This is a genomic window from Reyranella sp. GW821-FHT12G01, assembly GCF_058806575.1.
This window is the reverse complement of record NZ_JBXAPV010000002.1, coordinates 474,266-499,753: the sequence shown is the minus strand read 5'-3', so window position 1 is coordinate 499,753 and position 25,488 is coordinate 474,266. Positions and strand designations below refer to the sequence as shown.

Here is a 25,488-nt window from a genome sequence, read left to right as displayed (position 1 = left end):
ACTACTCCGCGGCGGCGCGGAAGCCGATACCCAATGTCTGCCAGACGTCCTGCAGCGCCGCGACGAGGCGGGCCATGTCGTCGTCGCCGTGCAGCGGCGTCGGCGTGAGGCGCAGGCGCTCGGTGCCGCGCGGCACGGTGGGATAGTTGATCGGCTGGACGTAGATCGCGTGACGGTCGAGCAGCAGGTCGCTCGCCTGCTTGCAGAGCGCGGCATCGCCCACGGCGACCGGCACGATGTGCGTGGTCGACGGCATGACGGGAAGACCGGCCGTAGCGAGCCGGCGCTTCAGGGTGGCGGCGCGCTCCTGGTGGCGGACGCGCAGTTCCGGCTGGCTGCTGACCAGCCGCACGCTGGCGAGTGCGGCGGCGGCAATCGCCGGCGGCAGCGACGTCGTGAAGATGAAGCCCGAGCCGCAGGAGCGCACGAAGTCGACCGTGGCGGCGCTCGCGGCAATGTAGCCGCCGACCACGCCGAAGGCCTTGGCAAGCGTCGCCTGCACGATGTCGACCTTGTCCAGCACGCCGTCGCGTTCGGCCACGCCTGCACCGCGCGCGCCGTACATGCCGACGGCATGGACTTCGTCGAGATAGGTGAGGGCGCCATGGCGATGGGCGACGTCGCAGATCTCGCCGATGGGGGCGATGTCGCCATCCATCGAGTAGACCGATTCGAAGGCCACGACCTTGGGCGTCGCGGGATCGGACGCCGACAGCAGCTCCTCGAGATGGCGCGGATCGTTGTGGCGGAAGATGCGGCGGGTCGCGCCCGAGTGGCGGATGCCCGCGATCATCGAGGCGTGGTTGAACGCGTCGGAATAGAGCTCGCAGCCCGGCAGCATCGCGCCCAGCGTCTGCAGCGTCGTCTCGTTGGCGACGTAGCCCGAAGTGAAGACGAGGGCGGCTTCCTTGCTGTGAAGGCCGGCCAGCTCGCGCTCCAGCGCGGCGTGCAGCGTGTTGGTGCCGGAGATGTTGCGGGTGCCGCCGGCGCCCGAGCCCTGGGCGCCGATCGCGGCCTGCATCGCCTCGACGACGGCGGGATTCTGGCCCATGGCGAGATAGTCGTTGCTGCACCAGACGGTGACGTCGCGCGGCGTCTCGCCTTCGCGATGAAGACGGGCGCGTGGAAAGGCGCCGACGATACGCTCCAGTTCGGCGAAGACGCGATAACGGCCCTCGTCGCGCAGCCGGCCCAGATGGCCGTTGAAGAAAGCTTCGTAATCCATTTGCGCGTGTGTCTCCCGCGTGCCGATTTTAGTCGCAACCAGTTTTTCCCCGGAGACACAATTGGTCGCGGGACTGTGACGACAACTAAGAACGGTTCGCAGAAAATGTCAGCGCAGCAGCGGCACGATGAGCGCGATGCTGAGAAAAAGGGAGACCGACAGAAGCGGCAGTGCGCCCAGCCAGCGCGTTTGCCCCGGCAGGCCGTCCCAGTGGCGCAGCGTCGGTACGGCAGCCCACAGAGCAAACAAAAACCCCAGCGCCCAGAACAAGAGGGCGAGGGGCATTGCGACGTTCACTTGATCGTCGGTGGCCGTCGCGATGCCGAGGCCCACGACGGCCGGCGGGATCGCGGCGGTGAACAGGGACACCGCCCAGATCGCCCGGGTGCGGATGCGCTGGCCCGTCCCGAAAGGCGGCGTGGCGACAGACGTCGCGTCGCCGCCTTCGGAACCGGCGCTCACGCTCAGCCCTTGAACAGGCCTTCCGACTTGAGGTCGGCCAGCGTCGCGTCGAACGCCTGGTGCAGGCGGCCGAACAGGTCACCGAGTTCGGTCTCGGTGATGACCAGCGGCGGGCAGATCGCGACGCGGTCGCCCATGTTGCGCACGAACAGGCCACGCTCGACGGCGTGGTTGTAGACCCGCAGGCCGGCTGCGCCGGGGGCGCCGAGGTCGAGCGGCGCCTTGGTCTTCTTGTCGCCGACGATCTCGATCGCACCCATCATGCCGATGCTCATCGCTTCACCGACCAGCGGATGATCGGCGAACGACTGCACGTGCTTGGTGAAGATCGGGCTCATGCGCTTGGCGTGACCGAACAGGTCGGTCTCGTCGTAGATCTTCTGCGCCTCGAGCGCGACGGCTGCCGCCACCGGATGGCCGGAGTAGGTGAAGCCGTGTCCCCAGGTGCCGACCTTGTCGCTCTCCATCATCAGCGCCTGGTAGACCTTGTCGTTGATCATCACCGCCGAGATCGGCAGGAACGACGCCGACAGCGCCTTGGCGCAGGTCAGGATGTCCGGCTTGATGTTCATGGTCTGGCTGCCCCAGACGTTGCCGGTGCGTCCGAAGCCGCAGATCACCTCGTCGGCGATGAACAGCATGTCGTACTTCTGGCAGACCGCCTGGATCTTCTCGTAGTAGCCCTTCGGCGGCACGATCACGCCGCCGGCGCCCATCACCGGCTCGGCGATCATGGCGGCCACATGCTCGGCGCCGCCTTCCTTGATGATCAGCGCCTCGAGTTCCTCGGCGCAGCGCGTCGCGAACTGCTCCTCGGTCTCGCCTTCGGCGCCGAAGCGATAGAAGTGCGGGCAGGTCGTGTGGATGATGCCCTGGATCGGCAGATCGAAGGAGCGGTGGTTGACCGGCAGGCCGGTGAGGCTGCCCGAGGCCACGGTGATGCCGTGATAGCCCTTGGTGCGCGAGACGATCTTCTTCTTGAGCGGACGGCCCAGCGCATTGTTCATGTACCACACCATCTTCACGACGGTGTCGTTGGCCTCGGAGCCGGAGTTGGCGAAGAACACCTTCGACATCTCGACCGGCGCCATCGACTTCAGCTTCTCCGCGAGGTTGATCGCGGGCTCATGGGAGCGCTGGTTGAAGGCGTGGTAGAACGGCAGCTGCTTCATCTGCTCGTAGGCGACGGTCGCCAGACGCTCGTTGCTGAAGCCCAGCGCCGCCGACCAGAGGCCGGCCATACCCTCGAGGTATTCCTTGCCGTCGTCGTCCATCACGTAGACGCCGCGGCCGCGCACGATGGTCAGGGGACCGGTCGTCTCGTGCTTCTTGAAGTTGGTGTAGGGGTGGAGATGGTGGGCGATGTCCCGCGCGGAGTTGGAATTGCCGCGGAAACTGCGAGGAATGTCATTCATGCCGGTACCCCTGAAACTGTGGTGGGCGGCACGATAGCCCGGTTGAGGCAGAAGTTCACTGTATCTGACCATGCAAATTTTTTGTGCAATTGACGGCCCCATAGCCGCGGTGCAATTTGAGTGAGATATGCGCCCACGCAGGGCCGGCGGCCGGGGAGGCCCACCTGCGGGAGCGAACGGGGATCACGAAGGGGTAAAATCCATGAACTTCAATCTGCGGCATTCAGTGGCGCTGACGGCGCTTGCCTGTTCGGCCTTCGCCTTCACACCAGCGGCCGACGCCAAGACCTTCAAGTGGGCGAACTCGGGCGACGTCAGCTCGATGGACCCCTACGCCCGCCAGGAGACGTTCCTCCTGACCTTCACCGCGAACATCTATGACCCGCTGGTTCGCCGCGACAAGAACCTCAAGCTCGAGCCGGCGCTCGCCACGAAGTGGGGCCAGACCGACCCGAACACCTGGTTCTTCGACCTGCGCGAGGGCGTGAAGTTCAGCGACGGCACCCCGTTCACCGCCGACGACGTCATCTTCTCGATCAACCGCGCCAACGGCCCGGGCTCGAACGTCAACGGCAACTTCTCCTCGATGAAGGAGATCAAGAAGATCAACGATCACCGCGTCGAGGTGACGACCAGCGTTCCCGATCCGCTGCTCGCCGACAAGTGGGCGTCGATCTCGATCATGTCGAAGGCGTGGGCCGAGAAGAACAACGCCGTCCAGCCGGCGGACATGATCAAGAACGAAGAGAACTTCGCGACCCGCAACGCCATGGGCACCGGCCCCTTCATGCTGAAGGAGCGCCGCGCCGGCGAGAAGACGGTTCTCGTGCCGAACCCGACCTGGTGGGACAAGCCGGTTCATAACCTGACCGAGGTGATCTTCACGCCGGTGCCGAACGCCGCGACCCGCATCGCCGCGCTGAAGGCCGGCGACATCGACATGACTTACGAGGTCCCGCCGGCCGACACCGACAGCCTGAAGAAGGACGCCAACGTCACGGTCCTGGAAGGGCCGGAGACGCGCGTCGTGTTCCTCGGCTTCGACCAGGAGCGCGACGAGCTGGTCGAGAGCAACATCAAGGGCAAGAACCCCTTCAAGGACAAGCGCGTCCGCGAGGCGATGCACCGCTCGATCGACGTCGACGCGATCAAGCGCACCGTGATGCGCGGCCAGTCGTTCCCGACCAACCTGATGGTTGCCCCGGGCATCAACGGCTACACCAAGGACCTCGACAAGCGTCCCGCGCTGCTGAAGCCCGAGGAAGCCAAGAAGATGCTGGCTGACGCCGGCTATCCGAACGGCTTCGAGACCGGCATGGACTGCCCGAACGATCGCTACGTCAACGACGAGAAAATCTGCCAGGCCGTCGTGGCGATGCTCGCCAAGATCGGCATCAAGGTGAATCTGCGCGCCCAGACGCGCAATCTGTACTTCGCCAAGATCCTGCGCAGCACCTCGGACGGCAAGCCGAGCAACACCAGCTTCTATATGCTGGGCTGGTCGCCGGCGACGACGTACGACGTCCACAACGTCTTCGAGCAGATCATCCAGACGCCGGACGCGAAGGCCAAGAAGGGCCTCTATAACGCCGGCGGCTACTCGAACAAGAAGTTCGACGAACTGTCGAACAAGGTCGAGGTTGAGACGGACAAGGCCAAGCGCGACGCCATGATCGCCGAGGCGACCAAGCTCTATGTCGACGACTTCGCGTACATCCCGCTGCACCAGCAGGCGCTGGTCTGGGCGACGCGCAAGAACGTCGACCTGGTCCAGCCGGCCGACAACAGCTTCCCGCTGCGCTTCGTCAACCTGAAGTAGCCACACCACAAACAACCGGGCCCGGCCGCAGACACGCTGCGACCGGGCCCGGTTCCGTTCTGGCGTCTTTCCTGCTAGGGCTGCGCCAGGCCAAGAAGAACAGATGATCGCCTTCATTCTCAGAAGACTTCTGCAATCGATCGCCGTGCTCCTGACGGTCGGTCTGGTGGCCTTTTCCCTTTTTCGCTACGTCGGCGACCCGATCAACGCCATGGTCGGCCAGGACACGCCCGCCACCGAGCGTGAAGCGCTGCGCGAGCGGCTGGGCCTGAACGACAGCCCGCCGATCCAGTTCCTGCGCTTCATCGGCAATGCGGCCCAGGGCAAGTTCGGGTTGAGCTACCGTACCTCCGAGCCGGTCGGCCGGATGATCGTCGAGCGCATGCCGGCGACCCTGGAACTGTCGTTTTGCGCCGCCATCTTCGCCCTGTTCGTGGGCGTGCCCATGGGCGTCTATACCGGCCTCTATCCAAAGCACTGGTCGAGCCGGCTGATGCAGGCGGTATCGCTGATAGGCATCTCGTTGCCGACCTTCGTGATCGGCATCCTCCTGATCCTGGTCTTTGCGGTCTGGCTGCACTGGCTACCATCCTTCGGGCGCGGCGAGACGGTCATGCTGTTCGGCTGGTGGCCGACCAACTTCCTGACGATCAAGGGCCTGCAGGCACTTATCCTGCCGTCGATCACCCTGGGCCTGTTCCAGCTCACGCTCCTGATGCGCCTCGTGCGCTCGGAGATGCTGGAGGTGATGCGCACCGATTACATCAAGTTCGCGCGGGCGAGGGGCCTCACCAATCGCGCCATCAACTTCGGCCATGCGCTGAAGAACACACTGGTGCCGGTCATCACCGTCACCGGCCTGCAGCTCGGTGCGCTGATCGCCTTCGCCATCGTCACCGAGACGGTGTTCGCCTGGCCGGGTGTCGGCCAGCTCTTCATCCAGTCCGTGCAGTTTTCCGACATCCCGGTGATGGCCGCGTACCTGATGCTGATCGGGCTGCTGTTCGTGCTGATCAACCTCACGGTCGATCTTCTCTATTTCGTCGTCGATCCGCGCCTGCGCAGTCAGGGTGGCACGGCACGCGTGGCGGGGCATTGAGATGAGCGACCGTTCGACTGCTCAGCCGGGCTGGCTGCATCGGATCACCGACAGCGACATCTGGTGGAGCTTCAAGTCCTCGTCGCTCACCGTCGTGGCCGCCGTAGGCACGATCCTGATCATCGTGATCGCGTTCCTGTCGCCCGTGCTGGCACCGCACACGCCGTTCGATCCGGCGACGCTCAGCCTCAGCGACGGGCTGAAGCCGCCGGTGCTGATATCGCCGGATGGCGAGTGGGCATTCCCACTCGGCACCGACGACCAGGGCAGGGACATCCTGTCCTCCATCATGTACGGCACGCGTCTGTCGCTGGTGGTCGGCTTCGCGTCGGTCATCGTCGCCATGACGATCGGCATCGCGCTCGGCCTGCTCAGCGGCTACTTCGGCGGCGCTATCGACGCGCTGATCATGCGCGTGGCCGACGTGCAGCTCACCTTCCCGGCGATCCTGGTCGCGCTGCTGATCGACGGCATCGTGCGCAGCGTGATCTCGGTGCAGCGCCACGACGAGATCGCCGTCTTCGTCATCGTGGGCGCCATCGGGCTCAGCTTCTGGGTCCAGTACGCGCGCACGGTGCGCGGCTCGGTGATGGTCGAGAAGAACAAGGAATATGTGCAGGCGGCGCGGGTGATCGGCCTGTCGCCATTGCTGATCATGGTGCGCCACGTACTGCCCAACGTGACCGGCCCGGTCCTCGTCATCGCGACCATCAACCTCGGCCTCGCCATCATCACCGAGGCGACGCTCTCGTTCCTGGGCGTCGGCCTGCCGTCGACCGAGCCGTCGCTCGGCACGCTCATCCGCCTCGGCAACGACGTGCTGCAATCGGGCGACTGGTGGATCACCGTCTTCCCGGGCGTCACGCTCGCGGCGCTGGTCCTGGCCGTCAACCTGCTGGGCGACTGGTTGCGCGACGCCCTCAATCCGAAACTGCGATAGGTCACCCCAAGATGGCCGCCGCATCGAACAACGCACCGCTCCTCGAAGTCCGCAATCTCCGGGTCGAGTTCCCGACCCGCCGCGGCACCTTGCTCGCGGTCGACAATGTGTCCTTCGAGATCGCGCCGGGCGAAGTGCTGGGCGTGGTGGGCGAATCAGGTGCCGGCAAGTCGCTGACCGGCAACGCGATCATCGGCCTGCTCGAACCGCCCGGCCGCATCGCCGGCGGCGAGATCCGGCTCGAAGGCCGCCGCATCGACAATCTCCCCTACGAGGAGATGCGCCGGATCCGTGGCGCGCGCATCGGCGCGATCTTCCAGGATCCGCTGACCAGCCTCAATCCGCTCTATTCGGTGGGCCGCCAGCTCGTCGAAACGATCCAGACCCACCTGCCGCTGTCGGCCAGCCAGGCGCGCGCACGGGCGATCGAGCTCTTGAAGGAAGTCGGCATCCCCGGCGCGGAGATGCGCATCGACCACTATCCGCACCAGTTCTCCGGCGGCATGCGCCAGCGGGTCGTGATCGCGCTCGCACTCTGCGCCGGTCCACGCCTGATCGTGGCCGACGAACCCACGACCGCGCTCGATGTTTCCATCCAGGCGCAGATCATCGCATTGCTGAAGCGGCTGTGCCGCGAGCACGGCACGGCGGTGATGCTGGTGACCCACGACATGGGTGTGATCGCCGAGACCGCTGACCGGGTCGCGGTCATGTATGCCGGCAGGGTCGCCGAGATCGGCCCGGTGAGGGACGTGGTGAAGCACGCCAAGCATCCCTACACCAAGGGTCTCATGGGCTCGATCCCGAGCCTCGGCGTGCGCACCGAGCGGCTGACGCAGATCGATGGCGCCATGCCGCGCCTGACCGAGATCCCGCGCGGCTGCGCCTTCAATCCGCGCTGCACCTTCAAGGGCCAGCGCTGCCTCGTCGAGCGACCCGACCTGATGGCCGCCGGCAGCAGCCAGGCGGCCTGCTGGCTGCATGATCGCGGCGGCGTCGGGGCGCCCCTTCTCAAGGAGACGGTCGATGCCTGACGGCGGCGCCGATTTTGTCCGCATCGAGGGGCTGAAGCGCCACTTCGACGTGTCCGCGCCTTGGCTGGTGCGCAAGCTCGAGGGCCGGCCGCGCCAGGTCGTGCAGGCGGTCGACGGGATCGATATCGAGATCGCCAAGGGCGAGACCTTCTCGCTGGTGGGCGAGTCGGGCTGCGGCAAGTCGACGGTGGCCCGCCTGGTGGTCGGACTCTATCCGCCGACGGCCGGCCGCATCGCGTTCGACGGCAACGACATGGCGGGTCGCCACAGCCGCACGGATATGGCCGCGCTCCGGCGGCGCATGCAGATGATCTTCCAGGACCCGTATGCCAGCCTCAATCCGCGCTGGCGCGTGTTCGACATCATCGCCGAGCCGATCCGCGCGTTCGGCCTCTCGACGGGGAAGGCCGATCTCGAAGCCCGCGTCGCGGCGCTGTTGCGCCAGGTGAAGCTGAACCCGGCCGACGGCCGCAAGTATCCGCACGAATTCTCGGGCGGCCAGCGCCAGCGCATCTCGATCGCGCGCGCGCTTGCCAGCGAGCCGGAATTCCTGGTGTGCGACGAGCCGACCTCGGCGCTCGACGTCTCGGTGCAGGCGCAGATCTTGAACCTGATGGTGGACCTGCAGCGGCGCCTGCAGCTGACTTACCTGTTCATCAGCCACAATCTGGCGGTCGTCTATCACATCTCCACGCGGGTCGGCGTGATGTACCTCGGCCGGCTGGTCGAGGTGGCCCCGACCGAGACGCTGTTCCGGCGGCCCAAGCACCCCTACACGCGGATGCTGCTCGACACGATTCCCGACCTCGACATGACGGGCCGCCAGCGTAGCCCGGTCGGCGGCGAGGTGCCGAGCCCGATCAATCCGCCCTCGGGCTGCTCGTTTCATCCGCGCTGTCCCTTCGCCAACGACCGCTGCAAGAGCGAGCGGCCCAAGGCGTTGCCGATCGAGGGCGGCACGGTCGCATGCCACGCGATCGAGGAAGGCCGGCTGCCGGTCGAGGACAGGAGCTACGCGCTCAATACCTGAGGCGAGACCGGCCGGAGCGCGATCGGCTCGCGCCCTGGCCGTTGCTTATCCCTTGACGCAAAGCACCTGCTTCAAGGTGTGTTCGATGCTCACGAGGTCGGCCTGCGCGGCCATGACGGCATCTATGTCCTTGTAGGCAGCGGGCGTCTCGTCGATCACCCCGGCATCCTTTCGGCACTCGACACCCGCCGTGGCCGCGAGGTGATCCTGCAGTGTGAACGTCTTCTTCGCCGCGCTGCGCGACATGGCCCGGCCGGCGCCATGCGAGCAGGAGCAGAACGACTCCGCATTGCCCTTACCGCGCACGATGAAGGAGCGTGCGCCCATGCTACCCGGGATGATACCCAACTCGCCCTCGCGCGCACGCACCGCACCCTTGCGGGTCACGATCACGTTCTCGCCAAAGTGAGCCTCCCACGAGACGTAGTTGTGGTGGCAGTTCACGGCCTCGCAATCGCACGAGAACGGCTTGGCCACTTCCGTCGAAAGCGCGCCGAGAGCGGCCGCCATCATCAGCTGCCGATTGAACACGGCATATTGCTGGGCCCACTTCACCGCCTCGACATAGTCGCCGAACAACGCCGAACCTTGCGGGAGATAAGCAAGGTCCTCGTCGGGCAAGTTGATGAACCAGCGACGCATGTCCTCCTTGGCGCGTTCGATGAAGTACGTGCCGATGCGGTTGCCGATGCCGCGCGAACCGGAATGCAGCATGACCCAGACGCGGCCTTCTTCATCGAGGCAGACCTCGACGAAGTGGTTGCCGGTCCCGAGCGTGCCGGCATGGCTGAGCGCGCGCTCCATCGACCACTGCTTGCCCAGGGCGGAATGCTTGGCGAAGAGCTTCTGCAAGCCCTCGGCCATTCCCGGCGGCAAGGCGCTCGAAACGGCCTCCGGCACATTGCCCCACGCGCCGCGATCACCCGGACGGCCGTTGTTCGTGCGGCCGTGCGGGATGCGACGCTCGATCTCGGTACGCAAGGCGAGCAGGTTTTCCGGCAAGTCGGATGCCGTCAACGTGGTGCGCTGGGCCATCATCCCGCAGCCGATATCGACGCCCACGGCGGCCGGCACGATGGCGCCCTTGGTCGGGATGACGCTGCCCACGGTCGCGCCCATGCCCCAATGGACGTCCGGCATGACCGCAACGTGGCCGTGGACGAAGGGCAACGACGCCACATTGTGCAATTGGGCGAGCGCCGCGCCTTCGACAGGTACGCCGGCCGTCCACATCTTGATCGGCGCACGCTGGCTGGAATCGACTGTGAACGTCGCGGTCACGACAAACCTCCTTGAGCAAAGACGGCGCGCCCTCTTGCCGAGGGCGCTTTGGTGGAATGGAAGAGCGGGAGTGGGCGAGGGACCTGACGCCCCAGCGCGATGATTTACGGAAAACGCAGCTCAAGACTCTTGAGCTCAGCCGGGCCGGTTAAATGGCCCTGACTGCTCGCAGTAGTTGCGACGGTGGAATTCTCGTAAACATAAGGCCGCCCGAATAATCGACCTCGTGCGGTTTGTAAAGCGAAACCGATTGACGGCAGGCGTTGCAGGCGGGGCCGACGAATGTTGCCACCGGTGATAGCAAGCCGGGGAGCGATCCTGACGTCGTTGGTTTCCTGCACGAGCCATGATGTGCGCGGGCGCATGCCGAGCGCGCTTGATCTGTGGCGGGGCTCGCTTACGATCCGCCCCAACAGTTTCAATGGAGATTCAGGATGCCGGTCATCAACCGCATTGCCTCGTTCCACAAGGATATGACGGCGTGGCGCCATGACATTCACAGCCACCCGGAAACGGCTTTCGAGGAAGTGCGGACGGCCGACGTCGTCGCGGCAAAGCTGGAGAGCTTTGGTATCGAGGTCCATCGCGGCCTCGCCAAGACCGGCGTCGTGGGCGTGCTGCGCTCCGGCAAGTCCGGCCGCGCGATCGGCCTGCGCGCCGACATGGATGCGCTCGATGTCCACGAGACCAACGAGTTCGATCACAAGTCGACGATCCCCGGCAAGATGCACGCCTGCGGCCATGACGGCCACACGGTGATGCTGCTGGGCGCCGCCAAGTATCTCGCCGAGACCAAGAATTTCGACGGCACAGTCTACTTCATCTTCCAGCCGGCCGAGGAGAACGAGGGCGGCGGGCGCGTGATGGTGGAAGAGGGGCTGTTCGAGAAGTTCCCGGTCGAGGGCGTCTACGGCATGCACAACATCCCGGGCATCCCGGTCGGCAAGTTCGCCGTCCGTCCCGGCCCGATGATGGCCGCCTACGACATCTTCGAGGTCGTGCTGAAGGGCGTCGGCGGTCACGGCGCGATGCCGCAGCACACGATCGATCCGGTCGTGGTCGGCGCGCACATCGTGACGGCGCTGCAGTCGATCGTGGCGCGCAACGTCGACCCGATGGACACCGCCGTCGTCTCGACGACGCAGATCCATGCCGGCGACGCCTGGAACGTGATCCCGCAGGAATGCGTGCTGCGCGGCACTGTCCGCACCTTCAAGAAGCCGGTGCAGGATCTGATCGAGAAGAACATCGAGAAGATCTCGCGCAACGTCGCGGCGGGCTTCGGCGCCGAGGTCGTGAAGTGGCGCTACGAGAAGCGCTATCCCGCGACCGTGAACAGCGTGCAGGAGACCGAGTTCGCCGCCGCAGCGGCCGCGTCGCTGGTCGGGCTCGAGAACGTCAACCGCAACCCGACGCCGGCCATGGGCTCCGAGGACTTCGCCTGGATGCTGCTCAAGAAGCCGGGCTGCTACATCTGGGTCGGCAACGGCGACGGTGTCGGAAGCTGCATGGTCCATAACCCGGGCTACGACTTCAACGACGAGATCCTGCCGATCGGCGCTTCCTACTGGGCGACCCTGGTCGAACAGCAGCTCGCGCGCGAGGCCCTGCCGCAGGCGGCGGAGTAAGCCAGAGCTCCAACCTGCGACGCGGTCGTGTCAGGTCTGCACCCCTACGCCGGTGCCCGCATCGGGCTGGCGACGATGCACGAAAAGGAGCGGGCGCTCGGGCCCGCCTTCCGGCGCGTGCTCGACGCCGACGTCGTTGCCGTACCGGAACTGGATACCGACAAGCTCGGCACCTTCTCCGGCGAGGTCCCGCGGCCGGACGTGCTGGTCGAGACCTCGCTGCTGAAGGCGGAGCTCGCCTTCCAGACGATGGACGTCGATTGCGCGGTCGCGAGCGAAGGCAGCTACGGACCAATCGACCGCGTGCCGCTGATCTCCTGTGGTGTCGAGATCCTGGCCTTCGTCGACCGCAAGCGCGGTCTGCGGCTGGTCGACACTTTCCCGACGCATCATTCGAGCTGGCGACTGTCGCGCTTCCGCAGCGGCGATCCCGCGCGCCTCACCGTGCTGCGCGCCATGGGCTTTCCGCGCTACGGCGTCTTCGTCGCCTGCAGCAGCGACATGGATCATCCGGTGAAGGGGTTGGCCACCGAGGAAGAGGTGATCGCCACCATGGACCGCGAGGCCGAGCGCTCTACCGAAGGGCTGGCGGTCCTCTATTCGGACATGCGCGCGCACCGCAATCCGACCCGCATGAAGGTGCTGCGCGCCGCCGGCTGGCAGCTCGCCAAGCGCCTGCAGTGTCTTTGTCCGAAGTGCCAGGCGCCGGGCTACGGACGTCAGGAATCGCGCCGCGGCCTGCCGTGCGAAGCCTGCGGCGATCCCACTCATTGGATCGACTTCGAGATAGATGGCTGCTCGGTGTGCGGCCACGCCGAGACGAGGCCACGCAAGGACGGGCGCAAGACCGCGCCGAGGCTCTCCTGCAAGAGCTGTCGCGAGATCGAATAACTTCCGTCGTCCCGAGCGGAGCCGCCCGCAGGGCGGCGTAGTCGAGGGACCTCTTTTCCGGCGCACGATGCGTTGAAGCGAAAAGAGGTCCCTCGACTTCGCTGCGCTCCGCTCGGGACGACGGCGGGGACTAAACCGCCAGATCCGTCGCGAGATGGAACAGGCAGTCGCCGCGTTCGCAGCGGGCAGGGACGCGTTTGCAGAGGACGAGGCCGGCGCGCTTGAAGCGCACGATCTCGGGCTCACGCCACGGCGTGTGGTGGAAGTGGATGCGGCCAGCCGGTTGGTCGGCCTTCACCTCGTCGCCCAACTCGACCAGAGGCTCGAACAGGCCGCCATCGGAGGCATAGACGTAGTAGTCGTCGCCGCCGATCTCGGTGAAGCGCGTCTTGGTCGGCGCGGGCACCGGGCCCCTGCAGCAGGCCGACATGGGCCAGCACGCGGCGCATGCCGTCCTCGGCGACCTTGAGCGACGTCGGCGTCACGAGACCACCGCCACCGAGTTCGGTTCCCATGCCGACGACGCCCTGACGGAACGAGGCCGAGGTGAAGGTCCGGCCGCCGCCCTGGGGGGCGGCTGCGATGTAGCTCACCGGCGCGCCGAACGCCTTGAGCATGCCCATGACCTTTTCCATGCGAGCGGCGTCCGGGTGACGGGCCGCCAGCGCGCTCGGAATATAGGTGAGCGAGCTGCCACCTGAATGGAAGTCAAAGGCGTAGTCGAAGCCCGGCAGCAGCGCGTGCTCGATCCAGTAGGCGATCTGCTGGGTGATCGTGCCCTCGGCATCGCCGGGGAACGAACGGTTGAGGTTGCCCTCGTCGATCGGCGAGGTGCGCTTGCCCTCCATCGCGGCCGGGAAGTTGGCCGAGGGCAGGATCACCAGCCGGCCCTTGATGTCCTTGGGCTCGATCGAGCGGATCAGGTTGCCAAGGCCAATCTGGCCTTCCCATTCGTCGCCGTGATTGCCGGCCTGCATCAGCACGTTGGGCCCATCGCCGTTCTTGATGCGGACGATGGGGATCGGGATCCAGCCATAGGCCGAGCGATGGACCGAATGCGGTACGCGCACGAAGCCGGTGGCCTTGCCCTCGGCATTGAGGTCGATGTCCGGCGAGAGCCGGCTCATCGCGGTAAAATCGGTATGCTTGGTCTCGGTACTCAAATCGGTTCACTCCACAGGCGTTCATTGACCAGCGCCTCGGCCACGTCGGCCGAGATTGCCGAAAGGAGCTTCTCGCCCTTCGCGGCGCTGGCGGTTCCGGCATCGCCGATGACGCCGATCGGCGAGCGGCTGGAAAGCTGCCGCCAGCGATAGACGCCCTCGTTGACGGTCGGGATGGCAGACAGTCCGGGGATATAGGGGCCGTGCATCTGCGACAGCTCCTCCGGATTCACGAGCTCGGGCGCCATCGCCATGATCATCGAGGTCTCGGCCTCGCAGGCATGCAGCAGCGCCTTCTGCTTCTCGAGCAGGCTGGCGATCGACTTGGCGGCGATGTCCCAGTAGGTGCCGGTGGCGAGCGGCAGTTTGTACTCGACCGTCAGCTCGCCGATCATGTTCTGCAGCGCCGTGGTGTTTCCGCCATGGCCGTTCAGCACGAAGATGCGCTTGAAGCCGTGGCGGATCGCCGACGTCACCACGCAGCGGATCACCGCGTTCATGGTGGCATAGTCGAGCGTGATCGTGCCGTTCAGCGACATGTGGTGTTCCGACATGCCGTACGGGATGGTGGGCGCAACCACCACCGGCGTGGTCTTCGCCATGATATGCGCCGCGCGATGCGACACTTCATGGACGCAGCGCCAATCGACCATGCTGGGCAGGTGCGGCCCATGCTGCTCGGTGGCGCCGATCGGCACGATGACGATGGCGTTGCGCGCCGCCAGCGCCTTGATCTCCGAGGCCTTGAGCCTCGACCAGTCGATCTCGGTCATGGGACTAGAGCGACGGCAGCGGGGCCATCGGCGAGCCCAGCCACTTCTGGTGCAGGCGGTCGAGCTCGCCGTTCATCGTGTTGAAGAAGATGAAGCTGTCGAGCCAGCGCACCAGGTTCTGCTCGCCCATGCGCACGCCCATGTGGGCGGGGCTGCGGCGGATCACGAACTTGATCTCGAATTCCTTGTTGGGATTGCGCTTCTGGAGATCGGGAATGATCAGGTTGTTGGTGGCGAACAGCTCGGCCTGGCCCGACAGGTAGGCGGCGGCCGCGGTCGCGTCGTCCTCGGTACGCATGATGTTGGCCTTCGGCGCCATCGCCGACAGCGCCAGCTCCTGCGTGGTGCCCTTGGCGGCGGCGACCTTCAGGCTGCCGATCTCGGCGGCGGACTTCACGTTGGCGCTCTTCGGCCCGAAGACCGACAGGTTGGTGTCGGCATAGGGCGCCGTGAACATGATCTGCTTGGCGCGCTCGGGCGTGAGCCCCATCACCGAAATCACGATGTCGACCTTGTCGGTCAGCAGGAACGGGATACGGTTGGCCCCCGTCACCTGCTGCAGCTCGAGCTTCACGCCGAGCGCCTTGGCGACCATGCCGGCCAGCTCCACGTCGAAGCCCTCGGCCTCGCGCTGCTGGTTCTGCGAGCCGAACGGCGGCACGTCGAGCGGCACGGCGATGCGCACCACGCCCTTCTTGAGGATGTCCTCGAAACGGTCGGCCTTGGCGGCGGTGGCGCCGAAGGCCATCAGGCCGACGGCCAGGAGCCCGGTCAGGAAACGCTTGATGCTCATGTCTCTATTCCCCCTCTTGTTGTCTGCTCAATGAAGCACTGCGCTCAGAAAGGTCTCGAGTTCGGGTGTGCTGGGCTTGGCCAAGGTCGCGGCAGCCGGTCCCTGTTCCCAGATCTTGCCCTGGTGCATGAAGATGACCCGATCGGCGACCTTGCGGGCGAATCCGATCTCGTGGGTGACCAGCATCATCGTCATGCCATCCCGCGCCATCTCTTCCAGCACCTTCAGCACTTCGCCCACCAGTTCGGGGTCGAGGGCCGAGGTGATCTCGTCGAACAGCATGAGCACCGGCTGCATCGCGAGCGAGCGGGCGATCGCCACGCGCTGCTGCTGGCCGCCGGAAAGCTGGTCCGGATAGGCGTCGATCTTTTCAGCCAGTCCCACCTTGCGCAACACGGCTTCGGCGAGCTTGCGCGCCTCGGCCGGCGCCATGCCCTTCACGACCTTCGGCGCCAGGGTGATGTTCTTCTCGACCGAGAGGTGGGGGAAGAGATTGAAGCTCTGGAACACGATGCCGACATGCTGGCGCAGTTTGCGCAGGTCGGTGGCGGGATCGTTCACCAACGCACCGTCGAACGAGACCGTGCCGCCCTGGATCGGCTCGAGCCCGTTGATGCAGCGCAGCATTGTGCTCTTGCCCGAGCCTGAGCGGCCGATGATGGCGATGATCTCGCCCTTCTCGACGGAGAGGGACACGCCGTTCAGCACGGTGTGCTGACCGTAGCGCTTGATGACGTCCTTGAGTTCAACGAGCGACATGCAGCCTCCGCTCGAGCCACCGACTCCACTGCGTCAGCGGGAAGCAGAGCGCAAAGTAGATGGCGGCGACGATGAGATAGACGGTGAAGGGACGGAACGTGGTGGCGGTGGTGAGCTGGCCCTCGCGGGTCAGCTCGACGAACCCGATGACGGCGGCCAGCGAGGTGTTCTTGATGAGCTGGACGAGGAAGCCGACGGTCGGCGGGATGGCAAGGCGCAGAGCTTGGGGAACGATGACGTAGCGAAGCTGCTGGGTGAAGCCCAGGCCAAGCGACGCGCCGGCCTCCCACTGGGTGCGCGGGATCGCCTGCAGGCAGCCGCGCCAGATCTCGCCCAGGAAGGCGCCGGCATAGATCGAGTAGGAGGCGGCCGCGGCAATCCACGGCGAGACCGTGAAGCCGAAGATCGAGAAGCCGAAGAAGAAGACGAACAGCCAGGCCAGCAGCGGTGTGCCCTGCACCACGAGGACGTAGATGGCGCCGATCCAGCGCAGCGGCGCAAAGGAGGAGACGCGCAGCAGCGCCACCAGCAGCCCGACCAGGCCGCCGCCCAGGAAGGCGATCGCCGTCAGCGCCAGCGTCCAGCGCGTGGCCGCGATCATGTAGAGGACGTCGATGTAGGAGAGTTCGCGGATCATCGCCGGGCGAACACGAGCTGGTAGAAGGCCGCGAACAGCAGGCGGAAGATCAATGCCAGCACGAGATAGCCGCCCGCCACCAGGACATAGACCTCGAAGTCGCGGAACGTGCGCGACTGTATGATCGAGGCCATGTGGAACAGGTCCTGGGCGGAGATCTGCGACACCACGCTGGTCGCCAGCATCAGCAGCACGAACTGGCTGGCGAGCGAGGGGAACATCAGCTTCATCGCCGGAAAGATGATGACGTAGCGGAAGATCTGGATCGGCGAGAGGCCGAGCGACTGGCCGGCTTCGATCTGCGAGCGCGGAATGGCCTCGAGGCCCGCGCGGATGATCTCGATTGAGTAGGCGCCGAGATTGATCGACAGCGCGATCATGGCGGCGGTGTTGGCGTCGAACTTGAGGCCGGCGCTGGGCAGGCCGAAGAAGATCAGGAAGAGCTGGACGATCAGCGGCGTGTTGCGGATCGTCTCGACATAGACGGCGATGGAGCGGCGAAGCCACGGCCGGCCGTAGACCCGGCCGGCGGCGCCCGCGAGGCCGATCACCAGTCCGGCGGCCATCGCGATCAGCGACAGTTCCAGCGTCAGGATCAGGCCGTCGAGCAGGAAGTCCCACGCGGCGAAGACGTCGCGGAACTGGAAACTGTACGTCATACGGTGGCGGCTGCTCCCCTCGCGGGAAAGACTAGCGCCTCTCGCTACGGGGATCGAGCGCGTCCTGCAGCCCATCACCTAGGAAGTTGAAGGCGATCACCGTCAGGAAGATCAGCAGGCCGGGCCACAGCGCCAGCACCGGCGCTTCCTGCAGCAGTTCCTGTGCACCGGTCAGCATGTTGCCCCAGCTCGCCGCCGGCGGCTGGATGCCGAGGCCAAGGAACGACAGGGTCGATTCGAACAGGATCAGCGTGCCGACCGACATGGTGGTCGCGACGACCAGGGTGCCGGCCGTGTTGGGCAGGATGTGGCGGAACATGATGCGGCCCGGCCGCGCGCCCAGCGCCACGGCGGCCCGCGTGAAGTCGCGCGCCTTCAGCGACAGGGTCTCGGCCCGCACAAGCCGCGCGACCGTGGTCCAGCCGGTCAGGGCCACGATCACCACGATGCGGTAGAGCGAGAACATCTCCGACTGTGCGATCTCGGCCGGAATGCCGAGCTTCCGCGGATCGACGGCCGCCAGCACGATCAGGAGCGGCAGAAGCGGTAGCGAGATCACGCCGTCGGTGAGGCGCATCAGGAAGGCGTCGAAGCGCCCGCCGAAATATCCCGCAACGACGCCGACGATGGCGCCGAGGATCGCCGAGAGCAGGGCGCCCGCGATGCCGACCAGCAGCGAGACGCGTCCGCCGTCGAGCAGGCGCTGGAAGAGGTCGCGGCCGAGATCGTCGGTACCCAGCCAGTGTTCCGCCGACGGTCCCTCGAAACGGCGGAATAGATCGGTCTGTGTGGGATCGACGCCGCGCAGCTCGGCGATCAGCGGCGCGGCGAGGGCCAGCACCAGCATGACCGACAGGAACGCCAGCGAAATCCAGGCGAGCCGGTGGCGCAAAATGCGCCGCCATGCGGCCGGTCGGAGGGCGATGGTCGTCATGGAGCTACATCGGCCAGCGAAACGCGCGGATCGACCCACGCATAGGCGAGGTCGGCCAGCAGGTTGCCGGCAATGGTGGCCGCCGTGGCCACCAGCAGGCCGACCAGCGCCAGATTGTAGTCGTTCTCGAGAATGGCCTGGTAGATCGCCTTGCCCATGCCGGGCCAGGCGAACATCGTTTCGGTGATCAGCGCGCCCGACACCAGCCCGCCGAACGAGAGGGCGAGGATCGTCAGCACGGGCGACAGCGCATTGGCGAAGGCGTGTCGCCACAGCACGATGCGCTCCGAGGCACCTTTGGCGCGGGCCGTCCGCACATAGTCCTGCCGCAGCGCCTCGATCATCGCGCCGCGCATGAAGCGGGTGTAGCCGCCGAGTTGCACGAGGGTCAGCGTCAGCACCGGTAGCGCCAGATGGCGGAGCTGGTCGACCGTCGCGGCGGCCCACGACGTGCCGGGCCGGATATCGGCCATGCCGCCGGCCGGCAGCCAGCCGAGCTTGACGGCGAACAGGGTGATCAGCAGCAGCGCCAGCCAGAAGGGCGGGGCGGATATGCCGCCGAAGCACAGGAGGTTGATCAGGTAGTCGGCCCGGCTGCGCGGATGGGCGGCGGCCCACATGCCGAGCGGTAGCGCGATCGCCACCGAGATGACGAAGGCGAGGCCTGCCAGCGCGAGCGTGTTCAGGAGGCGCGGCCACAGCACGGTCAGCACCGGTTGGCCGAAGGAGCGCGAGTAGCCGAAGTTGCCCTGCAGGGCCTGCAGCAGCCAGGCGAGATATCGCTCGAACAGTGGCTTGTCGAGACCGTAGGCGGCGCGCAGGCGGGCGGCATCGGCGCTGGTCATCGTCGGGTCGCCCGAGATCATCATGTCGATCGGATCGCCCGGCATCAGGCCGATCAGCAGATAGACGATGAGGCTCATCAGGAGGAGGGTGACCGCCGTCTGGACGGCGCGCGCCACGAAATAGCGGCTCATGCCGTCATTCCGCTGATCTTGCCGGCATCTAGTTTTCCCAACGCCATTGCTCGACCCACAAGGTCGAGCTGTTGAGCGTGCCGGTTGGCGTTACGCCCTTGAGCGGCTTGGGAATTACGAAGGGATCCACCCGGAAGAAAAGCGGCAGGGACGGCAGGTCGTCCGCCGCCAGCTTCTGGATCTCCGCGAAAAGGGCGCGTCGCTTGGCAACGTCAAGTTCGCGCTCGGCGGCATCCAGTGCCTTGTCCATGTCGGGATTGGCGTAGCCTGGGTAGTTCTGGCCGCTCCAGCCGTTGGCCGCCGTCGGGATCTCCTGTGAATGGACCGACGAGCGCGGCACGCCCTCCGGCCGCTGCACCCAGGCGTACATGCCAAGGCCGCTATAGGTCCGTTTGCCCATCGCATCGAAGAAGATGCGCGGCGTTTCGGCCTTGAGGCGGACTTCGATGCCGACCTGGCGGAGCTGGCTCTGGATCACCTGCGCCACCAGTTCGCGGACCCTGTTGCCCGCCGTCGTGCCCAGTTCGACGGACAGCTTCTCGCCGGCGGCGTTCTGGCGGACGTTGTTGCGGATGGTCGAAAAGCCGGCCTCATCGAGCAGCTTGCGAGCAGCCGCGGCGTCGTAACCGTACTGTCGCGCCGCCGGGCTGAACATCGGGTCGAGGTCGCTGATCTGGCCATGGGCGATCGGCTGCTTGCCCTCGAACAGCTTCTCCGAGATCGCCTTGCGGTCGATCGCCAGCAGCATCGCCTGCCGCACGCGCTTGTCAGCCAAAAGCTTGTTGTCGAGGTTGACGTCGATGTGCTCCCAGATCAGCGCCGGCTTGTAGACGACGTTGTACTTGTCCTTGTGGCGCTTCTCGAAGGCGATGGCCTGGTCGAGCGACAGGCCCAGTTCGCCCAGCACATAGTCGACGCTGCCGGACAGGAGATTGGCCTCCAGCGCCGCCGTGTTTTCGATGATCCGGACGGTGATGCGCTTGAAGTAGGGTTTCTGGCCGGTCCAGGTCGGGTTCTGTTCCAGCACGACCTTGCTGCCCGGCACGATCTCGGTGAGACGATAGGGGCCGAAGCCGAGGCCGGGATTGGTCGACTGCGTGTCGTAGGCAGTCTTGTTGCGATACTCGGCCGGATTGGCGTCGAAGATCGGCTTCTCGATATGGGCCGGCAGGAGCAGCAGGCCTATGCTGTTGTAGTCGAAGGTGACCCGGTCAATCGTCATGGTGAAGCGACGGTCGTCCTTAACGTCCAATTTCAGGATTCTCTTGTAACCCTCTGAAGACGCTACGCCCGAGAGTGGATGCTTGCCGACCTCCAGAGTGAAGGCCACGTCCCTGGCGGTGACCGGCGTGCCATCGCCCCAGCGCATGTCGCGCAGCTCGACGTCGATCTCCATACCCTTCTTTCCGTCGGGCAGGTCGATCACCCGCGCCTTGCCGTTCTCGATGGTCGGCAGTTCGGTGCAGACGAGGCAGACGAGCTTCCAGTCAGCGTCGTAGGCCGTGACCGGCCGCGCCGTCATGTTGGCGATCAGCGACTTGGCCAGCATGGAGCTGATGACCGGGTTCCAGGTGCCCGGCATCTGCGTCATGGCGACGACGAGTTCGTCCTTGGCCTGTGCCTTGACGGCGGCAGGAGAGGCGAGGGCGCCGAGCGCCAGGATGAAAGAAAAAATGCGGCGGATCATGTCCGCCGCACCGTAGCAAAGAGCTGGCTAGCGGCCCAGCGGTCGAGGCGCGGGCGGACGGCCGCCGTGGCTGGCCGACCACTTCTCCGGCGCTTCGAGGAAGGCGCGCGTCTCGACCAGACCCTTCTCGTCGAAATACTTGTGCTTCTCGGCCGCTTCCAGCGCGTCCCACCAGGTGGCAAGCGCATGCAGCTTCACGCCGGCCGCGGCCAGCATCTCGATGCTCTGCGGGAAGATGCCGTAGTGGAAGACCACGAAGCAGTCCGTGACCTTAGCCTCGGCCTTCTTCAGCGCCTCGATGAAGACCAGCTTGCTGCCGCCGTCGGTCGCGAGATCCTCGACCAGCAGGACGCGTTTGCCGGGCTTCAGCTCGCCCTCGATCTGAGCCATGCGGCCAAAGCCCTTGGGCTGCTTGCGCACGTAGATCATCGGCTTCTTGGCCAGCGCGGCGAGGAAGGCGGCGAACGGGATGCCCGCAGTCTCGCCGCCGGCCACCACGTCGATCTTGCTCCAGCCGATGGTCTTTTCGATCATCTTGTGGGCGTGAGCCATGATCTTGGCGCGCGCTTCCGGGAACGAGATGATCTTGCGGCAGTCGATATAGACCGGGCTCGCCCGTCCCGACGTGAAGATGTACGGGTTCTCGGGCCGGCAGTGGATCGCCTCGATCTCCAGCAGGAGACGGGCAGTCTCACGCGCTTCGGCCGTACCGCTGACGCGGTCCGAGTTTGCCTTGCCGTTCAACTTGTTAGCGGCCTGGTCTGTGTTGGCAGTACCAGTCGTCTTGGCTTTCTTCTTCGTCGCCATGCTGCTTTTTCCCCCACGCCGCTTGCGACAAAATGACGGGCGTGTGTTTAGCGTCCATCCCGAATACCGGCAAGGGCGCGGCGACGAATCCGGCAGTACGGAGGCGCAAAATTTAGTCAGTTTCGGAAAGAGACTTATTTTTTGTGACCGCGACAGGCAAACGCCACCCGCGATGGATCGACATCAGCCTCAGGAATAGACAAATCCCGGCCCCCGCCAGCGCCACGGGATGGCGGGGGAGATCGAGCCAGAAGCCCACCGCGACAGTCCCGGCGCCGGCCAGGGCAGCCACGGCGTAGAGTTCGGAGCGCAGGACCGTCGGAATCTCGCGGGTGAGGAGGTCGCGGGCCACGCCGCCGCCGATACACGTCACCATGCCCAGCATCGCGGCCATCAGGGGGCTGAGCCCGTAGGCGAGCGCCTTCTGGGTGCCGGTTACGGCGAACAGGCAAAGGCCGGCGGCATCGAACAGCAGGACCGGGGTGCGCAGCCGGGCAATCAGGTCCGAGGCGAAGAACCCCACGAGGCCCGCACCGACCGTCACGGCGAGGTAGCGCCAGTTGGCGAGGGCGGCCGGCGGGACGGCGCCGATCATCACGTCGCGCGCCATGCCGCCGGCGACCGCGGCGACCCAGGCGAGGACCAGCACCCCGAACAGATCGAACCGCTTGCGCACGCCTTGCGTCGCGCCGCTGATGGCGAAGACGAAGGTTGCAGCCAAGTCCATCGTGTCGAAAAGCATGGGGGAGACATTACAGAGATTGCCGCCCGCCGCCGAGATGGCAGAGTGAGGGGATGGAGCCAGCATGACCGAAACGACCGTCCCGCCCCGCGGCTTCCGCCGTTTCGTGCATGCCCGTACCCGGCTGCTGATCGCGTTCGCCGCCGGCCTGGCACTCTTCCTGTTGCTGCCGCAGGACATGCGGATCGAGACGAGGGGGCTGCTGGGCTGGGACCTGATGGCGGCGGCCTACATCGCGATGACGCTGCGCATGATCGCCAAGTCGACAGTCGATACCTGTTACGCGCGTGCCGCCTACTATGACGAAGGCGATTGGGTCATCCTTCTCGTGGTCATCGTCAGTGCAAGTGCGAGCTTCGCCACGATCTTCTCCGAGCTCGCGATGCTGAAGCAGCCGCACGCGTCGCTCTTCCACGCGCTGTCAATCTCCGGCGCAACCGTGGCGCTGTCCTGGACGTTCACGCATCTAGTGTTCACCCTGCATTACGCCAACATCTACTACCGCCCCGACGATGACGGTCCCGGTGGCCTGGAATTCCCCGGCGACCGGCCGCCGGACTATCGCGATTTTCTCTACTATTCGTTCGTGATCGGCTGCGCGGCTCAGACCGGTGATGTCGGTACCGTCTCGCCGGCGATGCGCCGCATCACTCTCGTGCACGGCATCGTTTCCTTCACCTTCAACACGGCGATCCTGGCGCTCACCATCAATGTCGGGGCGAGCCTTCTGTCATGAGCGGGAAGCGCCCCGATCTCGGCACCGGCAAGGACATCGTGGCGCTTGTCCTGTTCGTCGGGCTTTGCCTCGGCATCGGCGCGCTCGGGGCGGCAATCACCGCGACCAGCCTCACGACCTGGTATCCGACGCTCACCAAGCCGTCGTTCAATCCCCCCAACGCGGTGTTCGGCCCGGTCTGGACGACGCTCTATGTTCTGATGGCCATTGCCGCCTGGCGCGTGTGGCGATCGACCGACCGGGAAACGATGCGCGGGCCGCTGGCCCTGTTCGTGCTGCAGCTTGCGGTCAATCTCGGATGGAGCATGGCCTTCTTCGGCCTGCGCGATCCCGGGCTGGCCGTCGCCGTCATCCTGGCGCTCGACCTGCTGGTGCTGGCGACCGCCCTGGTGTTCCGGCGTATCGACGGGCTGGCCGCGTTGCTGTTCGTGCCCTACCTCGCCTGGATCGCCTTCGCGACCGCGCTGAACATCGCCATCTGGCGGCTGAACTAGCTGCGCGGCTTCGCGGGCGGCGCCGGTCCGTCGTGGAGACTGATGTCGTCGCCGTCTTCGCTCTTCAGCTCCATGAAGACCACCGACGACACGATCGTCATGACCCCCAGCACCATGAAGGCCTGCTGCACGCCGTAGATCATCGTGGCGGCGTGGGTATGCAGGCCGGCCGGAACGAAGATGGCGGCGATCAGCGATGCGCCCGCCACGCCGAAGCTGATGGCGAGTTGCTGTCCGGTCGCGGCGATGGTGCTGGCGCCGCTGGTCTGCGAGCCCGAGACGTCGGCATAAACCAGCGTGTTCATGCTGGTGTATTGCATCGACGTGAAGAAGCCGAGCACGAAGGCCTGGAGCACGATGCGCCAGATCGGCGTGTCGGCGCCCACGGTGGCGAACGACATGATCAGCAGCCCGACCACGATGGTGTTGAAGACCAATACGTTGCGGTAGCCGAGGCGCGCCAGGATCGCGGGCATGAAGGTCTTCAGGCCGATCGAGGCGATCGCCTGCGGCAGGACCAGCAGGCCCGACTGGATCGGCGAGAAGCCGAGGCCGATCTGGTAGAGCAGCGGGAACAGGAAGGGGATGCCGCCGAGGCCGAGGCGGGTGAAGAAGCCGCCGTTCACCGCCGCGCGGAACGTTCGGATCTTGAACAGGGCGAGATTGAGCAGCGGGAAGGCCGTCAGCGAGGCCCGGATGCCATAGCCCGCGAGCAGCAGGGCCGCGATGGCGAGAAGGCCCACGATCTCGCCGCCGGACAGCGAGTTGTCGCCGAACACTTCCAGCACATAGGAGAGGAGCGCGATGCCGCCGCCGAACAGGATCAGGCCCAGCACGTCGAGAGGATGGGTCGTCTCTTCGCGATAGTCGGGCAGGTAGCGGCGGATGAAGTAAAGGCCGACGATCCCGACTGGGATGTTGACGAAGAAGACGACGCTCCAGTGCAGCCAGTGGACGATCGCGCCGCCCGCGACCGGGCCGACCATTGGGCCGATCAGGGCGGGGATCGACACGAAGCTCATGGCCCGTACCAGGTCCGCCTTGCCGAAGGTACGCGCCAGCGTCATGCGGCCCACCGGCATCATCATGGCGCCGCCCGCGCCCTGCACGACACGGCAGGCGACCAGCATCTCGATGTTCGTCGACAGGCCGCAGAGCAGCGAGCCGACGCAGAACAGGCCGATGGCTGCCGCGAAGACCCGGCGCGTGCCGAACCGGTCGGCCATCCAGCCGCTCACCGGAATGAAGACCGCGAGGCTCAGCGTGTAGCTCGCCAGCACTGACTTCACGTTGAGCGGCGTCACGTCCATCGCCTGGGCAATGGCGGGTACGGCGGTGTTCAGGATGGTCGTGTCGAGCGACTGCATGAAGAACGCCACGGCGACCAGCCAGGGCAGGAGGCGCTTGATGTTGTCGTCGGGCAGGGCGGTTGCGGGCGCTGTCATCTCGAAATCATTTTCCGGTCTGGGCCCGCAGCGACGGTGGGCCGCTTGGAGTAAGGTT

At 65.8% G+C, this 25,488-nt stretch carries 25 protein-coding genes; 9 read left to right on the top strand and 16 right to left on the bottom strand.

The window, feature by feature from the left end; all coding sequences use genetic code 11:
- Position 1: 1 nt before the first annotated feature.
- The 3 genes from hemA to AC1RP5_RS21845 form a co-directional block, all read right to left on the bottom strand.
- Positions 2-1,225, bottom strand: a complete 1,224-nt coding sequence (gene hemA / locus AC1RP5_RS21855) for a 5-aminolevulinate synthase (RefSeq protein WP_493114221.1) — start codon at positions 1,223-1,225, stop codon at positions 2-4.
- Positions 1,226-1,333: 108 nt separating this feature from the next.
- Complete coding sequence (locus AC1RP5_RS21850; RefSeq protein WP_493114219.1) at positions 1,334-1,687, bottom strand: hypothetical protein; 354 nt, start codon at positions 1,685-1,687, stop codon at positions 1,334-1,336.
- A 2-nt stretch (positions 1,688-1,689) separates the two neighbouring features.
- Positions 1,690-3,102, bottom strand: coding sequence for an aspartate aminotransferase family protein (locus AC1RP5_RS21845; protein ID WP_493114217.1), 1,413 nt, complete (start codon positions 3,100-3,102; stop codon positions 1,690-1,692).
- A 202-nt stretch (positions 3,103-3,304) separates the two neighbouring features.
- On the opposite strand from AC1RP5_RS21845, the gene AC1RP5_RS21840 reads away from it, so the two are divergent.
- The 5 genes from AC1RP5_RS21840 (at position 3,305) to AC1RP5_RS21820 (ending at position 9,024) form a co-directional block, all read left to right on the top strand.
- Positions 3,305-4,921, top strand: coding sequence for an ABC transporter substrate-binding protein (locus AC1RP5_RS21840; RefSeq protein ID WP_493114215.1), 1,617 nt, complete (start codon positions 3,305-3,307; stop codon positions 4,919-4,921).
- Positions 4,922-5,024: 103 nt separating this feature from the next.
- On the top strand, positions 5,025-6,020 hold the full coding sequence (locus AC1RP5_RS21835) for an ABC transporter permease (protein WP_493114213.1): 996 nt from the start codon (positions 5,025-5,027) through the stop codon (positions 6,018-6,020).
- Position 6,021: 1 nt separating this feature from the next.
- Complete coding sequence (locus AC1RP5_RS21830) at positions 6,022-6,960, top strand: ABC transporter permease (protein ID WP_493114211.1); 939 nt, start codon at positions 6,022-6,024, stop codon at positions 6,958-6,960.
- An 11-nt stretch (positions 6,961-6,971) separates the two neighbouring features.
- On the top strand, positions 6,972-7,994 hold the full coding sequence (locus AC1RP5_RS21825; RefSeq protein ID WP_493114209.1) for an ABC transporter ATP-binding protein: 1,023 nt from the start codon (positions 6,972-6,974) through the stop codon (positions 7,992-7,994).
- Positions 7,987-9,024 (top strand): ABC transporter ATP-binding protein, encoded by a 1,038-nt coding sequence (locus tag AC1RP5_RS21820; protein ID WP_493114207.1) that lies wholly within the window; start codon positions 7,987-7,989, stop codon positions 9,022-9,024. Before AC1RP5_RS21825 ends, AC1RP5_RS21820 begins: the two co-directional genes overlap by 8 nt.
- Before the next feature lie 45 nt (positions 9,025-9,069).
- On the opposite strand, the gene AC1RP5_RS21815 is transcribed toward AC1RP5_RS21820, so the two are convergent.
- The gene (locus AC1RP5_RS21815; protein WP_493114205.1) at positions 9,070-10,305 is read right to left on the bottom strand and encodes an RtcB family protein; all 1,236 of its coding nucleotides are present in this window, start codon (positions 10,303-10,305) and stop codon (positions 9,070-9,072) included.
- A gap of 434 nt (positions 10,306-10,739) precedes the next feature.
- On the opposite strand from AC1RP5_RS21815, the gene AC1RP5_RS21810 reads away from it, so the two are divergent.
- Together AC1RP5_RS21810 and AC1RP5_RS21805 are read left to right on the top strand one after the other, a co-directional pair.
- On the top strand, positions 10,740-11,933 hold the full coding sequence (locus tag AC1RP5_RS21810) for a M20 aminoacylase family protein (RefSeq protein WP_493114203.1): 1,194 nt from the start codon (positions 10,740-10,742) through the stop codon (positions 11,931-11,933).
- A 27-nt stretch (positions 11,934-11,960) separates the two neighbouring features.
- Positions 11,961-12,824 (top strand): DUF6671 family protein, encoded by an 864-nt coding sequence (locus tag AC1RP5_RS21805; protein ID WP_493114201.1) that lies wholly within the window; start codon positions 11,961-11,963, stop codon positions 12,822-12,824.
- A gap of 242 nt (positions 12,825-13,066) precedes the next feature.
- On the opposite strand, the gene AC1RP5_RS21800 is transcribed toward AC1RP5_RS21805, so the two are convergent.
- The 11 genes from AC1RP5_RS21800 to AC1RP5_RS21750 all read right to left on the bottom strand — a co-directional run bounded on the left by AC1RP5_RS21800 (position 13,067) and on the right by AC1RP5_RS21750 (position 22,755).
- Positions 13,067-13,987 carry a succinylglutamate desuccinylase/aspartoacylase family protein gene (locus AC1RP5_RS21800; RefSeq protein WP_493114199.1) on the bottom strand — a complete coding sequence of 307 codons (921 nt, stop codon included), beginning with the start codon at positions 13,985-13,987 and terminating at the stop codon, positions 13,067-13,069.
- Complete coding sequence (locus AC1RP5_RS21795; RefSeq protein WP_493114197.1) at positions 13,984-14,760, bottom strand: creatininase family protein; 777 nt, start codon at positions 14,758-14,760, stop codon at positions 13,984-13,986. Before AC1RP5_RS21795 ends, AC1RP5_RS21800 begins: the two co-directional genes overlap by 4 nt.
- A gap of 4 nt (positions 14,761-14,764) precedes the next feature.
- Complete coding sequence (locus AC1RP5_RS21790) at positions 14,765-15,553, bottom strand: transporter substrate-binding domain-containing protein (RefSeq protein WP_493114195.1); 789 nt, start codon at positions 15,551-15,553, stop codon at positions 14,765-14,767.
- A 27-nt stretch (positions 15,554-15,580) separates the two neighbouring features.
- Entirely contained in the window at positions 15,581-16,312 is a 732-nt protein-coding gene (locus tag AC1RP5_RS21785) for an amino acid ABC transporter ATP-binding protein (protein ID WP_493114193.1), read from the bottom strand.
- Positions 16,299-16,949, bottom strand: a complete 651-nt coding sequence (locus AC1RP5_RS21780; RefSeq protein ID WP_493114191.1) for an amino acid ABC transporter permease — start codon at positions 16,947-16,949, stop codon at positions 16,299-16,301. Before AC1RP5_RS21780 ends, AC1RP5_RS21785 begins: the two co-directional genes overlap by 14 nt.
- On the bottom strand, positions 16,946-17,608 hold the full coding sequence (locus AC1RP5_RS21775; protein ID WP_493114189.1) for an amino acid ABC transporter permease: 663 nt from the start codon (positions 17,606-17,608) through the stop codon (positions 16,946-16,948). Before AC1RP5_RS21775 ends, AC1RP5_RS21780 begins: the two co-directional genes overlap by 4 nt.
- Positions 17,609-17,639: 31 nt before the next feature.
- Positions 17,640-18,542, bottom strand: coding sequence for an ABC transporter permease (locus tag AC1RP5_RS21770; protein ID WP_493114187.1), 903 nt, complete (start codon positions 18,540-18,542; stop codon positions 17,640-17,642).
- Positions 18,539-19,519 (bottom strand): ABC transporter permease, encoded by a 981-nt coding sequence (locus tag AC1RP5_RS21765; protein ID WP_493114185.1) that lies wholly within the window; start codon positions 19,517-19,519, stop codon positions 18,539-18,541. Before AC1RP5_RS21765 ends, AC1RP5_RS21770 begins: the two co-directional genes overlap by 4 nt.
- A 28-nt stretch (positions 19,520-19,547) precedes the next feature.
- Positions 19,548-21,206, bottom strand: coding sequence for a peptide ABC transporter substrate-binding protein (locus AC1RP5_RS21760; RefSeq protein WP_493114183.1), 1,659 nt, complete (start codon positions 21,204-21,206; stop codon positions 19,548-19,550).
- A 27-nt stretch (positions 21,207-21,233) separates the two neighbouring features.
- Complete coding sequence (locus tag AC1RP5_RS21755; protein WP_493114181.1) at positions 21,234-22,013, bottom strand: orotate phosphoribosyltransferase; 780 nt, start codon at positions 22,011-22,013, stop codon at positions 21,234-21,236.
- 112 nt (positions 22,014-22,125) lie between these two features.
- Positions 22,126-22,755: a trimeric intracellular cation channel family protein gene (locus tag AC1RP5_RS21750; RefSeq protein ID WP_493114179.1), complete on the bottom strand. Its 630-nt coding sequence runs from the start codon at positions 22,753-22,755 to the stop codon at positions 22,126-22,128.
- A gap of 64 nt (positions 22,756-22,819) precedes the next feature.
- On the opposite strand from AC1RP5_RS21750, the gene AC1RP5_RS21745 reads away from it, so the two are divergent.
- The gene (locus AC1RP5_RS21745) at positions 22,820-23,491 is read left to right on the top strand and encodes a DUF1345 domain-containing protein (protein WP_493114177.1); all 672 of its coding nucleotides are present in this window, start codon (positions 22,820-22,822) and stop codon (positions 23,489-23,491) included.
- Positions 23,488-23,985: a TspO/MBR family protein gene (locus AC1RP5_RS21740; RefSeq protein ID WP_493114175.1), complete on the top strand. Its 498-nt coding sequence runs from the start codon at positions 23,488-23,490 to the stop codon at positions 23,983-23,985. Before AC1RP5_RS21745 ends, AC1RP5_RS21740 begins: the two co-directional genes overlap by 4 nt.
- Here AC1RP5_RS21740 and AC1RP5_RS21735 read toward each other — a convergent pair.
- Positions 23,982-25,430, bottom strand: a complete 1,449-nt coding sequence (locus AC1RP5_RS21735; RefSeq protein ID WP_493114173.1) for a DHA2 family efflux MFS transporter permease subunit — start codon at positions 25,428-25,430, stop codon at positions 23,982-23,984. The genes AC1RP5_RS21740 and AC1RP5_RS21735 overlap by 4 nt on opposite strands.
- Positions 25,431-25,488 lie beyond the last annotated feature (58 nt).

What these genes read in the sequence shown, in the direction of transcription:
- hemA (WP_493114221.1), bottom strand. Translation starts at nt 1,225, where the DNA reads ATGGATTACGAAGCTTTCTTCAACGGCCATCTGGGCCGGCTGCGCGAC.
- AC1RP5_RS21845 (WP_493114217.1), bottom strand. Translation starts at nt 3,102, where the DNA reads ATGAATGACATTCCTCGCAGTTTCCGCGGCAATTCCAACTCCGCGCGG.
- AC1RP5_RS21840 (WP_493114215.1), top strand. Translation starts at nt 3,305, where the DNA reads ATGAACTTCAATCTGCGGCATTCAGTGGCGCTGACGGCGCTTGCCTGT.
- AC1RP5_RS21835 (WP_493114213.1), top strand. Translation starts at nt 5,025, where the DNA reads ATGATCGCCTTCATTCTCAGAAGACTTCTGCAATCGATCGCCGTGCTC.
- AC1RP5_RS21830 (WP_493114211.1), top strand. Translation starts at nt 6,022, where the DNA reads ATGAGCGACCGTTCGACTGCTCAGCCGGGCTGGCTGCATCGGATCACC.
- AC1RP5_RS21825 (WP_493114209.1), top strand. Translation starts at nt 6,972, where the DNA reads ATGGCCGCCGCATCGAACAACGCACCGCTCCTCGAAGTCCGCAATCTC.
- AC1RP5_RS21820 (WP_493114207.1), top strand. Translation starts at nt 7,987, where the DNA reads ATGCCTGACGGCGGCGCCGATTTTGTCCGCATCGAGGGGCTGAAGCGC.
- AC1RP5_RS21810 (WP_493114203.1), top strand. Translation starts at nt 10,740, where the DNA reads ATGCCGGTCATCAACCGCATTGCCTCGTTCCACAAGGATATGACGGCG.
- AC1RP5_RS21795 (WP_493114197.1), bottom strand. Translation starts at nt 14,760, where the DNA reads ATGACCGAGATCGACTGGTCGAGGCTCAAGGCCTCGGAGATCAAGGCG.
- AC1RP5_RS21790 (WP_493114195.1), bottom strand. Translation starts at nt 15,553, where the DNA reads ATGAGCATCAAGCGTTTCCTGACCGGGCTCCTGGCCGTCGGCCTGATG.
- AC1RP5_RS21785 (WP_493114193.1), bottom strand. Translation starts at nt 16,312, where the DNA reads ATGTCGCTCGTTGAACTCAAGGACGTCATCAAGCGCTACGGTCAGCAC.
- AC1RP5_RS21780 (WP_493114191.1), bottom strand. Translation starts at nt 16,949, where the DNA reads ATGATCCGCGAACTCTCCTACATCGACGTCCTCTACATGATCGCGGCC.
- AC1RP5_RS21775 (WP_493114189.1), bottom strand. Translation starts at nt 17,608, where the DNA reads ATGACGTACAGTTTCCAGTTCCGCGACGTCTTCGCCGCGTGGGACTTC.
- AC1RP5_RS21770 (WP_493114187.1), bottom strand. Translation starts at nt 18,542, where the DNA reads ATGACGACCATCGCCCTCCGACCGGCCGCATGGCGGCGCATTTTGCGC.
- AC1RP5_RS21765 (WP_493114185.1), bottom strand. Translation starts at nt 19,519, where the DNA reads ATGAGCCGCTATTTCGTGGCGCGCGCCGTCCAGACGGCGGTCACCCTC.
- AC1RP5_RS21760 (WP_493114183.1), bottom strand. Translation starts at nt 21,206, where the DNA reads ATGATCCGCCGCATTTTTTCTTTCATCCTGGCGCTCGGCGCCCTCGCC.
- AC1RP5_RS21755 (WP_493114181.1), bottom strand. Translation starts at nt 22,013, where the DNA reads ATGGCGACGAAGAAGAAAGCCAAGACGACTGGTACTGCCAACACAGAC.
- AC1RP5_RS21750 (WP_493114179.1), bottom strand. Translation starts at nt 22,755, where the DNA reads ATGCTTTTCGACACGATGGACTTGGCTGCAACCTTCGTCTTCGCCATC.
- AC1RP5_RS21745 (WP_493114177.1), top strand. Translation starts at nt 22,820, where the DNA reads ATGACCGAAACGACCGTCCCGCCCCGCGGCTTCCGCCGTTTCGTGCAT.
- AC1RP5_RS21740 (WP_493114175.1), top strand. Translation starts at nt 23,488, where the DNA reads ATGAGCGGGAAGCGCCCCGATCTCGGCACCGGCAAGGACATCGTGGCG.
- AC1RP5_RS21735 (WP_493114173.1), bottom strand. Translation starts at nt 25,430, where the DNA reads ATGACAGCGCCCGCAACCGCCCTGCCCGACGACAACATCAAGCGCCTC.